Annotated in this window: 13 protein-coding genes; 6 read left to right on the top strand and 7 right to left on the bottom strand. The window is 73.7% G+C overall.

Annotated features, from left to right (window positions below; genetic code table 11):
- Positions 1-157: 157 nt before the first annotated feature.
- The gene (locus tag AB0B57_RS31440) at positions 158-952 is read left to right on the top strand and encodes a hypothetical protein (protein ID WP_357078017.1); all 795 of its coding nucleotides are present in this window, start codon (positions 158-160) and stop codon (positions 950-952) included.
- Between the two features lie 85 nt (positions 953-1,037).
- On the opposite strand, the gene AB0B57_RS31435 is transcribed toward AB0B57_RS31440, so the two are convergent.
- The 4 genes from AB0B57_RS31435 to fabG form a co-directional block, all read right to left on the bottom strand.
- Complete coding sequence (locus tag AB0B57_RS31435; RefSeq protein ID WP_357078014.1) at positions 1,038-1,817, bottom strand: HAD-IIA family hydrolase; 780 nt, start codon at positions 1,815-1,817, stop codon at positions 1,038-1,040.
- Positions 1,810-2,862, bottom strand: a complete 1,053-nt coding sequence (locus AB0B57_RS31430; protein WP_357078011.1) for a ferrochelatase — start codon at positions 2,860-2,862, stop codon at positions 1,810-1,812. The genes AB0B57_RS31435 and AB0B57_RS31430 overlap by 8 nt, the downstream gene beginning before the upstream one ends.
- A gap of 100 nt (positions 2,863-2,962) precedes the next feature.
- Positions 2,963-3,730, bottom strand: a complete 768-nt coding sequence (fabI, locus tag AB0B57_RS31425) for an enoyl-ACP reductase FabI (protein WP_357078008.1) — start codon at positions 3,728-3,730, stop codon at positions 2,963-2,965.
- Between the two features lie 27 nt (positions 3,731-3,757).
- Complete coding sequence (fabG, locus tag AB0B57_RS31420) at positions 3,758-4,462, bottom strand: 3-oxoacyl-ACP reductase FabG (protein WP_357078005.1); 705 nt, start codon at positions 4,460-4,462, stop codon at positions 3,758-3,760.
- A 155-nt stretch (positions 4,463-4,617) separates the two neighbouring features.
- Between fabG and AB0B57_RS31415 the strand changes: the two genes are divergently transcribed.
- The 4 genes from AB0B57_RS31415 (at position 4,618) to AB0B57_RS31400 (ending at position 8,743) form a co-directional block, all read left to right on the top strand.
- Positions 4,618-5,850 carry a histidine kinase gene (locus AB0B57_RS31415; RefSeq protein ID WP_357078003.1) on the top strand — a complete coding sequence of 411 codons (1,233 nt, stop codon included), beginning with the start codon at positions 4,618-4,620 and terminating at the stop codon, positions 5,848-5,850.
- The gene (locus AB0B57_RS31410) at positions 5,847-6,509 is read left to right on the top strand and encodes a response regulator transcription factor (protein ID WP_357078000.1); all 663 of its coding nucleotides are present in this window, start codon (positions 5,847-5,849) and stop codon (positions 6,507-6,509) included. Before AB0B57_RS31415 ends, AB0B57_RS31410 begins: the two co-directional genes overlap by 4 nt.
- Before the next feature lie 99 nt (positions 6,510-6,608).
- A complete protein-coding gene (locus AB0B57_RS31405; RefSeq protein WP_357077997.1) occupies positions 6,609-7,514 on the top strand; it encodes an alpha/beta hydrolase in 906 nt (301 codons plus the stop codon).
- Positions 7,511-8,743: an acyltransferase gene (locus tag AB0B57_RS31400; protein ID WP_357077994.1), complete on the top strand. Its 1,233-nt coding sequence runs from the start codon at positions 7,511-7,513 to the stop codon at positions 8,741-8,743. Before AB0B57_RS31405 ends, AB0B57_RS31400 begins: the two co-directional genes overlap by 4 nt.
- A 355-nt stretch (positions 8,744-9,098) precedes the next feature.
- Here AB0B57_RS31400 and AB0B57_RS31395 read toward each other — a convergent pair whose 3' ends face one another.
- From AB0B57_RS31395 to AB0B57_RS31385, 3 genes are read right to left on the bottom strand one after another with little or no spacing between them, the layout of a single operon-like run.
- Positions 9,099-10,049, bottom strand: coding sequence for a VWA domain-containing protein (locus AB0B57_RS31395; protein WP_357077991.1), 951 nt, complete (start codon positions 10,047-10,049; stop codon positions 9,099-9,101).
- Positions 10,046-11,044: a DUF58 domain-containing protein gene (locus AB0B57_RS31390; RefSeq protein ID WP_357078153.1), complete on the bottom strand. Its 999-nt coding sequence runs from the start codon at positions 11,042-11,044 to the stop codon at positions 10,046-10,048. The genes AB0B57_RS31395 and AB0B57_RS31390 overlap by 4 nt, the downstream gene beginning before the upstream one ends.
- A complete protein-coding gene (locus tag AB0B57_RS31385; protein WP_357077988.1) occupies positions 11,023-12,120 on the bottom strand; it encodes a MoxR family ATPase in 1,098 nt (365 codons plus the stop codon). The genes AB0B57_RS31390 and AB0B57_RS31385 overlap by 22 nt, the downstream gene beginning before the upstream one ends.
- 241 nt (positions 12,121-12,361) lie before the next feature.
- Between AB0B57_RS31385 and AB0B57_RS31380 the strand changes: the two genes are divergently transcribed.
- Entirely contained in the window at positions 12,362-12,592 is a 231-nt protein-coding gene (locus AB0B57_RS31380) for a hypothetical protein (protein WP_357077985.1), read from the top strand.
- Positions 12,593-12,659 lie beyond the last annotated feature (67 nt).

Here is a 12,659-nt window from a genome sequence, read left to right as displayed (position 1 = left end):
GCCCCCGCCCCCCACCCCCGACACACCGTCCCTCTCCCCCGCCCGCACCCCAACCCCCGAGCCCAGGGATTCGGGGCTAAAGGGGCAGTTCGGGGCAGGGCGGGCGACCGGAGCGGCAGTCGAGACAGGGCCGGTCGTGACCACGTACCCTTTCGGCATGTCCACCCCCGCAGCGGGCGCGGCCACACTCACGCCGCGCCGGTCGAGCCGGTTCGTCGCCTGGGTGCGCGCGTGGCGCGCCGGCCTGGTGCCGTACGACGAGGTCGCCGATGCCATCGCCGGCGACGAGGAGCACCTCGTTGCGGATGCCCCCGGCACCTGGACCGACGTCCCGCTGGGCGCCGCGCTACCCACGCTGGCCAAGCTCTCCCCGGACGACATCCGCCTGGTGCTGCCCGCGCCGGGCGACCCGCGGGGGCTGCCCGGCCCGGGCGACTTCGCCGGTGCGGCGTTGGTGACCGGCGAGGCGGTGGTCGCCGGCGGGCTCGGTCTGATCCCCCAGGTGCGGCTGCACACCTCCGGCTCGGGGGACTGTTTCGAGACGGTGCTCTGGCGGGTGTACCCGCTACCGGCCAACGCGCCGGCCGCCTCCCTCGCACTGCCAGGTGCCGCCGAGGCGGAGGCCGAGTTGGCCGCCGCGCTGGCCGAGACGACCGCCGCGCTGACCCGACTCGACGTGGCCCAGTGGCGGCCCGAGTTGGCCGGTGCGCTGGCGGCGTTGCGCCGCCCGGACGGCACCACCGACCTGCCACCGGGCTTCGACCCGCGAGCCCGACGGCTCTTCGCCCGCGCCGCGGTGCTCGACCGGGTGCTCGCGTTGGCCGGGCACGCCGCGCCCGGCGGTGCGATCAACAACCATGAGGCCCAGCAACGCGACGCGGCTCTGCGCCCCCTCACCACGGCCTGCCGCCAGGCGCTGGTGGCCGCCTGCAACGCGCCACTGCGCCCCTGACGCACCCCGCGCGGCAGCGGAGCGCCGCCACGCCACGCCCACGCCACGCCGAGCGACCCCGGGACGAGCCGCTGAGCGGGGGCGGTCAGATCTCGTCGAGCAGGTCCGCGACCGAGTTGATGATCCGGGACGGACGGTACGGGTAGCGCTCGGCCTCGGTACGGCTGCTGATCCCGGTGAGCACCAGGATGGTCTCCAACCCGGCCTCCAGGCCGCAGAGGATGTCGGTGTCCATCCGGTCGCCGATCATCGCGGTGCTCTCCGAGTGCGCGTTGATCGTGTTGAGTGCCGAGCGCATCATCATCGGGTTGGGCTTGCCGACGAAGTACGGCTCCACCCCGGTCGCCTTGGAGATCATCGCGGCGACCGAGCCGGCGGCGGGCAGGGCGCCCTCCACGGACGGGCCGGTCACGTCGGGGTTGGTGCAGATGAACCGCGCCCCGTCGTTGATCAGGCGGACGGCCTTGGTGATCGCCTCGAAGCTGTAGGTGCGGGTCTCACCGAGCACCACGTAGTCCGGGGCGAAGTCGGTGAGCACGTAACCGACCGCGTGCAGCGCCGTGGTCAGCCCGGCCTCACCGATGACGTACGCGGTGCCGCCCGGCCGCTGGTCGGCGAGGAACTGGCCGGTGGCCAGCGCGGACGACCAGATCGACTCCTCCGGCACGTCCAGCCCCATCCGGCTCAGCCGGGCGGTCAGGTCACGCGGGGTGTAGATCGAGTTGTTGGTCAACACCAGGAACGGCTTGCCGGAGGTGCGCATCCGGTTGATGAACTCCGGTGCCCCGGGCACCGGCTGGCCCTCGTGCACCAGCACGCCGTCCATGTCGGTCAGCCAACTCTGCACGGGCTTGCGGTCATGCATGGGTGCTCCCAGCGGAGGTCGGGCGACGGGTCGGCACGCAACACACGGTCGCGCAGGTGTCCCACATGGGCAGCTCGCCCAGGCGGCGACGCACCTGCGCGCCGTCCGGGTCGGTCCGTTCGGTGACCAGCTCACGCACCATGGTCACGAAGCGCGGGTCGGTGCCGGGGGTGGCGGCCCGAACGAAGTCGAGGCCGAGCTGCTTGGCCGTCTCCAGCGCCTCGGTGTCCAGGTCCCACACGACCTCCAGGTGATCGGAGACGAAGCCGATCGGGCTGACCACCACCGAGGTGGTGCCGCCCTGCGCGAGGGTGGCCAGGTGGTCGTTGACGTCCGGTTCCAGCCACGGCATCTGTGGTGGTCCGGAGCGGCTCTGCCAGACCAGGTCGTACGCCAGGTCGGGGGCGGCGGCCGCGGCCACGAGCCGGGCGGTCTCGTGCAGTTGCGCCTCGTACCGGCCGCCGTGCGGGCCGGCGTTGGCCGCCATCGAGCTGGGGATGGAGTGGGCGGTGAAGACCAGCCTGGTGGTGTCCCGCTTCGCCGGGTCGAGCTGGCCCAGGGCCGCCCGGACCGCGTCGGTGTGCGGCTCGACGAAGCCGGGATGGTCCCAGAACTGGCGCAGCTTCTCGATCACCGGGGCGTCCGCGCCGACGGCGGCACGGGCGGCGGCGATGTCCTCCTGGTACTGCCGGCAGGACGAGTAGCCGCCGTACGCGCTGGTGACGAAGGCCAGCGCCCGGGTGACCCCGTCGTCGCGCATCCGGGTCACGGTGTCGGCGAGCATCGGGTCCCAGTTGCGGTTGCCCCAGTAGAGGGGCAGGTCGACACCGTGCGCGGCGAAGTCGGCGCGGATGGCGGCCAGCAACTCGCGGTTCTGCTGGTTGATCGGGGAAACCCCGCCGAAGTGCTGGTAGTGCTCGGCGACCTCGGCCAGCCGCTCGGGCGGCACGCCTCGCCCCCGGGTCACGTTCTGTAGGAACGGCATCACGTCCTCGGGCCGTTCCGGCCCGCCGAAGGACACCAGCACCACCGCGTCGTACGACATGGGGTCATTCTTGTCCCTCGGCCGGGACCGCCCGGCGACGCCCCCTGGTCCGGACGTGTGGATCACGTCCGCGGCGGTCGGGGGCGTCGTCGGGGGAACGTCAGGAGCCCATGGCGTGGTAGCCGCCGTCGACGTGGACGATCTCGCCGGTGGTGGCCGGGAACCAGTCCGACAGCAGCGCCAGGCAGGCGCGGGCGGCCGGCTCCTGGTCGGTGAGGCTCCAGCCCAGCGGGGCACGCTCGGACCAGGCCTCCTCGAACTGGCCGAAGCCGGGGATGGACTTCGCGGCGATGGTGCGCAGCGGCCCGGCGGCGACCAGGTTGCTGCGGATGCCCTGCTTGCCCAGGTGCAGCGCCAGGTAGCGGGACGCGGACTCCAGGCCGGCCTTGGCCACGCCCATCCAGTCGTAGACCGGCCACGCCTTCGTCGCGTCGAAGGTCAGGCCGACCACCGCGCCGCCGGGCGACATCAGCGGCAGCGCCGCCATGGCCAGCGACTTGTACGAGAAGGTGGAGACGTGCAGGGCGGTCGCCACGTCCTCCCAGGGGGCGTCGAGGAAACCGCCGCCCAGGCAGCTCTGCGGGGCGAAGCCGATCGAGTGCACGACACCGTCGAGGCCGTCGACGTGCTCGCGTACCCGGTCGGCGAGGCTGGCCAGGTGCTCGGTGTTGGTGACGTCCACCTCGATGACCGGGGCCGGCTCGGGCAGCCGCTTGGCGATCCGCTCGACCAGGGAGAGCCGGCCGTAGCCGGTCAGCACGACCTGCGCGCCGTTCTCCTGAGCGATCTTGGCCACCGAGAAGGCGATCGAGGCGTCGGTGATGACACCGGTGACGAGCAGCCGCTTACCGGCGAGCAGTCCGGACATCGCAGATTTCCTCCGTAGTCAAAAGGGTTAGTGGCCCATGCCGAGGCCGCCGTCGACCGGGATCACGGCGCCGGAGACGTACCCGGCGCTGTCCGAGGCCAGCCAGGTGACCACCCCGGCGACCTCGTCGGGGCTGGCCATCCGGCCGGCCGGGATCGACTTGCGGATCTCCGCCTTGCGGTCCTCGGGCAGCCCGGCGGTCATGTCGGTGTCGATGAAGCCGGGTGCCACCACGTTCGCGGTGATGTTGCGGCTGCCCAGCTCCCGGGTGATCGAGCGGGCCACGCCGACCAGACCGGCCTTGCTGGCGGCGTAGTTGACCTGCCCGGCACCGCCGGCGAGACCGACCACCGAGGAGATGAAGATCATGCGGCCCCACCTGGCGCGCAGCATCTTGCCGGAGGCCCGCTTGGCGACCCGGAACGCGCCGGTGAGGTTGGTGTCCACCACGCCGGTGAACTGCTCCTCGGTCATCCGCAGCAGCAGCGTGTCGGCGGTCATGCCGGCGTTCGCGACGAGCACCTCGACCGGCCCCAGCTCGGCCTCCACTGCGGTGAACGCGGCGTCGATCGAGGCCGCGTCGGTGACGTCGGCGCGTACGCCGAACAGCCCCTCGGGCGCGTCGCCACTGCGGTGGGTGACCGCCACCCGGTCGCCCTGCTTGGCGAAGGCCTGCGCGATGGCCAGGCCGATCCCCCGGTTACCCCCGGTCACCAGCACGGTACGGGCCACTGTTCCCCCTTGCGAATGGTCAGCACGGACGCGTCGGAGCCTAGGCGTTACCGGCAGGTAAGCGCTAACGGGAGTCACGTCACACCGGGGTACGACACGGGGATCAACCCCTGGTGGCACGCCCGGTGACGGGGTCGGCCCGTAGCCTCCGGTTGGTGAACCGGCATCCGATCGCCGTGGCCCTGCGGGCGCTGCGGCAGACCCTGTGGGGACCCGACGCCCCGCCCGGTCAACCGCTGCTGGCCCGCTGGCCCCGGCTGGCTCGTTACGCCGCCCCGGTCGGGCTACTCGCCGCGCTCGGCCTCTTCTGGATCACCCTGGCCGTGGAGAGCAGCGACTGGGGCCTGCCGATACCGATCGCGGTGCTGTTCGCGGCGATGACCGTGGCGCCGCTGCTGGCGCTGCCCCGGCGTCCGCTGCTGGCCTGGCGGCTGACGGTGCTGGCCCTGTTGATCTGCACGTTCAACGCGCCGACCGACACGCCCGGCCCGTGGACGCCGCCGCTGGCGCTCGGGTCGATCGCGGTGGTCGCGGTGGTCCTCGCGCGGGTCGACCGGCCGGTGCTGGCCTGGGTGGTGGCGATCACCGCGGTGCCGGTGCTCACCCTGGTGCACCCCGAGAACCGGGCCGCCGTCCTGGCGCTGCTCGGCGCGCTGGCGATCGTGGGCGACCTGATCCGGCGTAACCGGCTCTCCCGACGGGCGCTGGCCGCGCAGACCGAGCTGAGCGAGCGGGAGCAGGAGCGCCGCGCGGTGCTGGAGGAACGCACCCGGATCGCGCGCGAGCTGCACGACGTGGTGGCGCACCACATGTCCCTGATCGCGGTGCAGGCGGAGACCGCCCCGTACCGGCTGACCGACGTGCCGGCGCCGGTAGCCACCGAGTTCGTCGCCATCGCCGCCTCGGCCCGCGACGCGCTGACCGACATGCGGCGGTTGTTGGGGGTGCTGCGCAGCGAGACGAGCGGGCCGCAGACCGCGCCGCAACCCGACCTGACCGACCTGGGCGCGATGATCGACGCGGCACGCCGGGCCGGCCTGCCGGTCACCCTGGACGCCACGGGGGGGCACGACGGGCAGGTGCCCGCGCCGGTCGGGCTGGCCGCGTACCGCATCGTGCAGGAGGGCCTGGCCAACGCGGCCCGGCACGCGGTCGGGGCCGCGGTGCGGGTCACCGTCCGCACCGGTCCGTCCGGGCTGGGAGTACGCGTCGAAAACTCCCCGGCCGACGTCCGACCGACCACCGACGGCGGCTCCGGGCACGGCCTGACCGGTATGCGGGAGCGGGCCACCTCGCTGGGCGGTACGTTCACCGCCGGGCCACTGCCCGACGGGGGTTACGCGGTGGCGGCCGAGTTACCGTACGACGCGGAGGGCGGGGACGTGTGATCAAGGTGCTGATCGCCGACGACCAGGCGATGGTCCGGCAGGGCTTCGGTGCGCTGCTCGCCGCCCAACCGGACCTGCTGGTGGTGGGTGACGCCGCCGACGGCGCGCAGGCGGTCGCCGCCACCCGTCGGCTCGACCCGGACGTGGTGCTGATGGACGTGCGGATGCCGGTCATGGACGGGCTGGCCGCCACCCGCAAGCTGCTCGGTGACCGGTCGGCGCAGCGACCCCGGGTGCTCATCCTCACCACCTTCGACCTCGACGACTACGTGTACGAGGCGTTGCGCGCCGGGGCCAGCGGCTTCCTGCTCAAGGACGCCCCGGCGGCCGATCTGGTGCAGGCGGTGCGGGTGGTGGCGGCCGGGGACGCGCTGCTCGCCCCGGCGGTCACCCGTCGCCTGATCGCCGAGTTCGCGGCCCGCCCGGACCGCCGCCGGCCCCGCCCCACCGACCTGGCCGGGCTCACCCCCCGGGAGACCGAGGTGCTGCGGTTGATCGCCCGGGGTCGCAACAACGCGGAGATCGCGAGCGACCTGGTGGTGGCCGAGCAGACCGTGAAGACGCACATCGGGCGGATCCTGGCGAAGCTGGGCCTGCGCGACCGGGCCCAGGCCGTGGTGCTGGCGTACGAGACGGGTCTGGTGGCCGCCGGCGAGTAACCCGCCGGAGCCAGCCCACGGACGGCTCCCCGGTACGACGACCACGCACCGCCCACCCGCGCACTGTGCCTCCGGACGACATTCCGGAGGGAGAACGACATGCGACGACGAGGTGCCGGTCGGGTGGCGCTGGCCACGCTGCTCGGCGTGAACCTGGTCCTGCCGACCCGACCCGAGCCGGTGGCGGCGACGGGTTTCGTGGAGGCGTACCCGGTCACGGCGGCGGCGATGCGCGCGGCCGGGCCGCCGTACGCGGACTGGGCGGCCGACGGGCGTCGGTTCCTGTCGTTCGACACCCGGGGCGACGGCCGCGCGGTCGAGGTGCTGGGTGACCTGGCCGGCGCGGACCGGGTCGCGGTGCTGGTGCCGGGGGTGGGCAGCACCCTGGCCGACTTCGACCGGGGGTTGGGCGGGGTGGCCCGGCGGGCGCCGGCGGTGCAGGCCGGGCAGCTCTACCGGGAGTTGCGGGCCGGCGATCCGGCGGCGCGGGTCGCGGTGCTGGCCTGGCTCGGCTACGACCCGCCCGACGGGGTGTTGACGGCCGCCGGCGGCGTCAGCGCCCGGCGCGGCGCGGCCGGGCTGGCCGTGCTGCTGCGCGAACTGGCCGCGCGACGTCCGGCCGCGACGATCACGCTGGTCGGGCACAGCTACGGCGCGCTCGTGGTGTCGCTGGCGGCGGCGGACGCCCCGGCCCAGGTCACCGACGTGGTGAGCCTCGGCGGCATCGGTGCCGGGGTGCAGCGCGCCGACGACCTGCCCGGCGGGCGGCGGTTCTGGGCGGCGGAGGCGCCCACCGACTGGATCCGCCTGGTACCGCCGGCCCGACTCCCCGGCCTCGGCTTCGGCCGCCGCCCCGGTGACCCGGCGTTCGGTGCCCGCCCCCTGCCGGTGGGCGGTGTGTCCGGGCACGACGGTTACCTCGCCCCGGGCAGCGCCACGCTCGTCGCGACGGCGGCGGTGGTGCGGGGCAGTGTCGACGCCGACCGGGTCGGGGACGCGCGATGAGCCGGGACCGTACCGTCGACGCGCTGCGGGCGTACGCCATCGGCGGGGTGGTGCTGGGGCACTGGCTGGTCACCGGGCTGGTGCTGACCGACGATGGCGGGTTGCGCCAGGCCAGCCCGCTGACCGCGATACCCGGGCTGGCCCCGGTGACCTGGGTGTTGCAGACGCTCGGGCTGTTCTTCTTCACCGCCGGGTTCGGCTCGGCCCGGTCGCTGGCCGGCTACCGGGGCAGGCCGGGTGGCTGGCTGGTCCGTCGGCTGCGCGGGTTGCTGCTGCCGACGGTGGCGCTGCTGGGGGTGGGTGCCGCCGTGCTGCTCGCCGCCACTGTCGCCGGCACCCCGGACGACACGCTCGCCGTCGCGCTGCGGCTCGCGATCAGTCCGTTGTGGTTCCTGTTGCCGCTGGTGTTCCTGATCGCGATAACCGGGCCGCTGCGCGCCGCCGTACGCCGGTGGGGGTTGGGCCGCTGTGTCGTACCGGCGGTGGCGGTGGTCGCCGCGGCGGACCTGGCGGTACGTCTGCTGCCGGCCGGCAGCCACCTGCCACCGGTCACCGTGGTGGCGGCCTGGTCGGTGCCGTACCTGTTGGGCGTGGCGCACGCCGACGGGCGGTTGGCCGGCCGACGGGCGGCGGGCACGCTCGCGGCCGGCGGGGCCGCCGCGCTGGCCGCGTTGCTGGCCCTGGGTTACCCGGTGAGTGCGGTCGGCGTGCCCGGGGCCGGGGTCTCCAACCTGAATCCGCCGTCGCTGCTGGCGGTGGCGCTGGCGGTCGCCCAGGTGGGGCTGGGGCTGCTGGCCCGGCCGTCGCTGGAGCGGCTGCTGTCCCGCCCGGTGCCGGGCCGGGCGGTGACCGAGGTGAACCGCTGCGCGTTCCGGATCTACCTGAGTCACCAGCCGGTGCTGGTGGCGGTGACCGCGCTGACCGCCCGCGGCGGGCTGGCCCTGCCGGGCTTGCACACCGGGCCGGACGACGCGGGCTGGGTGCTGGCGCGCTTCTGCTGGCTGCCGCTGCTCGCCGCGGTGCTGGTCACGGTCGTGCGGACCGGCCAGTCGAGATCGCCTCGCCACCCGGCTGGTGGAGGGGTCGCCGACCGGTCGGCCGAGTGCGTCTCGTCGGCACCGCAGGTGTACGATCATCGACGTTCCGGCCCGCCCGACTTGCAGGAGGTGATCGCTGTGCGAGATAGCGATCCTCCCAGTCGTGGCCGGGCCGATGGTCAGCCCCGCTGAGCCACGACTCAGTCTGGTGAGCTGACCCCGCTCCGCTCCCCCACCCCTCGGCACCCGCCGAGGTGTGTGCCGCGCCGTCCGACTCCGGACGGTCGCCGGGAGCCGCCCGGTCACGACTTCGTGTGCGCGTCCCTGCCCCCTGCGGTCCGCCCCCGCACGCGGACCGTCCAGCCGCCACCCGGAGCCGTCCATGAGCCGCTACGTCGCCCCACTGGGCTTCACCCTCGCCGCCGTCTGGGTGGCCATCGTCTTCGTCCTGGCCGGCGGCGGCCACTGAGCCGACTCCTGGCCGGCGGCGGCCACCGAGCCGACTGCCGACCGGCGGCGGTCGGTGACCCCGCCGCCGGTCCACCGCTCAGAGCATCCGGGACGACCACAGCAGGCTGAGCGCGCCGGCGCAGAGCGCCAGCAGCAGCGCCAACCCGGCATACCACTGGGTCACCTCACGCGGCTCGGTCCGGAAGCCGATCGAGCTGCCCATGTCCTGGTAGACCTGCTTCAGCTCACTCACCGAGGCCGCCTCGTAGAAGTAGCCCTCGGTGGTCTCGGCAAGCTCGGCCAGCGCCAACCGGTCCACCGGCACCCGCTGTAGCGTCCCACCGATGTCGACCTGGCCGGTGTCGGTGCCGAACGCGATGGTGGAGACCGGAACGTTGGCCGCCTGGGCCGCCGCCGCCGCCTCCTCCACCGCCCGCCCGGAGGTCCGGAACCCGTCGGAGAGCAACACGATCCGTGCCGGCGGAACGCCCGCCGCGCCGTCGGCCGGCACCGACCGGATCGCCTCCAGGCAGGTGAACACCGCCTCGCCGGTCGCGGTCGCCTCGGCCAACACCAGACCGTCGATCGCACTCGTCACCGCGTCCCGGTCCTTGCCCGGCGGCACCAGCACGTTCGCCGCCTTGGCGAACGACACGAGGCCCAGGTTGTAGCTCTTCGGCAGCTCACCGACGAACTGCTTGGCCGCCTCCTGGGCCGCCTCCAGCCGGTTCGGTGCCACGTCGTCGGCCTGCATCGACAGCGACACGTCGATGGCGAGCATCACGGTGGCCCGCTCCAGCGGCTCCCTGGTGTCCACCGCCGGCCGGGCCAGTGCCGTGGCCAGCACCAGCAGGCAGAGCAGGAACGCGGTCGCCGGGACGTGCCGACGCCAGCCGAGCCCCTTCGGCGCCACCGTACGCAGCAGGTCCACATTGGTGAACCGCATCGCGAAAGCCCGGCGGTGCAACTGCCGCCACACGTAGAACGCCGCGAGGGCGAGCACCGGCAGGACGGCCAGCAGCCACCACGGTTGCATGAAACGGATCATCGTGTCGTCCCCCGGGTACGCGCGTGCCGCTGCGCGGCCACGAATCGCACCATGTCCAGCAGCCAGTCTCGGTCCGTACGCAGACGCAGGTGGGCCGCCCCGGCGCCACGCAGGGCGGCGGCGATCGTGGCCCGTTGGGCGGTCGCGGCCTCGGCGTAGCGCTGCCGCAGCCGTGGATCGGCGGTCTGCACCTCGTGCAGCTCACCGCTCTCCGGGTCGACCACCGGCAACACGCCCACGTCGGGCAACTCCAGCTCGCGTGGGTCGATCACCTCGATCGCGAGCACGTCGTGGCGGACCCGCAGCTTGCGCATCGGCCGGGCCCACTGCTCGGCCGGGGCGAGGAAGTCCGAGATCACCACGGCCACCCCGCGCCGGCGGGGCGGACGGTTGAGCATCTCGACCAGGGCACCCAGGTCACCGCGACCCGGCTGGATGGTGGTGCCGGCGACGGTACGCAGCAGCCCCTGCGCCTCCTTGCGGCCGGAGCGGGCCGGCAGCCGGGTGAGCACCCCGGGACCGGCCGGCGGTGGTGGCCGACCGCGCCAGCGGCGGGCCGGTGCGGACACGCCGCCACCGGTGCCGATCACCGCGCCGATCCGGTTGCCGCCGCGCACGGTCAGGTGGGTGATGGCGGCCGCGGCGGCCACCACCACCTCCCGTTTGAGCCACTGCCCGGTGCCGAAGTCCAGGCTGGCGGAGAGGTCCAGCGCGAGCCAGGTCTCCAACTCCCGGTCGGCCACCGTACGCCGCACGTGGGGTGTGGTGGTCCGGGCGGTGACCGGCCAGTCCATCCGGCGCACGTCGTCGCCGGGGCGGTACTCCCGGGACTCGCCCGCCTCGCTGCCCGGTCCGGGCAACAGGCCGGCGTAGTCGCCCTGCAGCAGGCCGTCGAGTTTGCGGGTGACGAGCAGTTGCAGCCGGGACAGCACGGCCTCGCTGCGGTCGGAGGCGGGACGAGGGGTGGGTGAGGTCACGGCCGCTGCCCGGGCCAGCCAGCGCCCGGCGGCGGCGCGGTCGGCGACGGCGTGGCCTGCTGGCGGGGAGCGACCGCCGGCAGGGGGATCGTCGACATCACCCGGTGCACGATGTGGTCGGCGGGCACGTCGTCGGCGAGCGCGTCGTAGCTGAGCACCAACCGGTGCCGCAGGATGTCCGGTGCGATGTCCTGCACGTCCTGCGGCAGGGCGTAGTCGCGCCCCCGCAACAGCGCCAGCGCCCTCGTCGCCCGGACCAGGCCCAGCGAGGCGCGCGGGCTGGCCCCGTACTGGATCAGCTGCGCGACGTCGGGCATGCCGTGCTCGGCCGGGGCACGGGTCGCCAGCACCAACCGCACCGCGTAGTCGACAAGGGCGTTGTGCACGAAGACCTGGTCCGCCTTGCGTTGCAGGGCGATCAGCTCGGGTGTGTCGAAGACCGCTGTCGGCTCGGGAGCGGCCACCCCCATCCGGTAGACGATCTCGCGTTCCTCCGCGTCGGTCGGATAGCCCACCACGATCTTCATGAGGAACCGGTCCCGCTGCGCCTCCGGCAGGGGGTAGACGCCCTCCTGCTCGATCGGGTTCTGGGTGGCCATCACCAGGAACGGATCGGGCACCCGGTGGCTCTCGCCGCCGATGGACACCTGCCGCTCGCTCATCACCTCCAGCAGCGCGGACTGCACCTTCGCCGGAGCCCGGTTGATCTCGTCGGCGAGCAGGAAGTTGACGAAGACCGGGCCCAGCTCGACGTCGAACTTCTCGCTGGACTGCCGGTAGATGCGGGTGCCCATGATGTCGGCCGGCACCAGGTCCGGGGTGAACTGGACCCGGGCGAACGACCCGCCGACGACCTTGGCGAGAGTCTCCACCGCCAGGGTCTTGGCGACACCGGGCACCCCTTCGAGCAGGCAGTGACCACGGGCGAGCAGCGCGACGAACATCCGCTCCACCATCCGGTCCTGCCCGACGATCACCTTTTTGATCTCGAACAGGCCCTTCTCCAGCAGGGTGGCGTCCTGCGCCGGTGTGGTAACCGGGGCAGGTGCCGCTCCGTTCGGCGTCGGGGCGTCGGGCATGGTCGGCTGGGCCACCGGTCCTCCACAGCGTTTGTCGGTCGTCGCGGCTCGTGCGGTATCAAGACTCGCATGCCTTGCTGAGTGTCGAGGTGGGGAGAAGCCGATTTTCGCCGCGCCGCCCCGGGCAGCCGAATTGCGCACCGAGGGTGTACAAGGACCGGGCTGCCGCGTGTACGATTCACCCCGTCGCCGGGCGGCTCCCCCCGTGGCCGCCCGGCGCTCTAACTATCCGTCTGGCCACCCTAGACTGGCCGGGATGAGCACTCCCTCCAGCGCCGATGACGCCCTCGTCTGCTCGGCCCGCGGCTGCCGAGCCACCGCCGGGTGGGCCCTGGAGTGGAACAATCCCCGGCTGCACCACGTCGACCGACGCAAGACCTGGCTGGCCTGCGCCGAGCACCGGACCAGCCTCGGTGACTTCCTGGACGCTCGCGGCTTCCTGCGTGCCGTCACTCCGGTGCCCGGATCGCCTACGCTCGACATGTGACCACCCCCGGCGCCCCACCGCCTCCCGGATCCGACGCCTCGACGGCTGCACCGGCGGGCCGGGGGCC

This window comes from Micromonospora sp. NPDC049101 (assembly GCF_040648675.1).
Classification (GTDB): Bacteria; Actinomycetota; Actinomycetes; order Mycobacteriales; family Micromonosporaceae; genus Micromonospora.
Note: the sequence above shows the minus strand (reverse complement) of the source record. Positions and strands in the feature narration are given on the sequence as shown.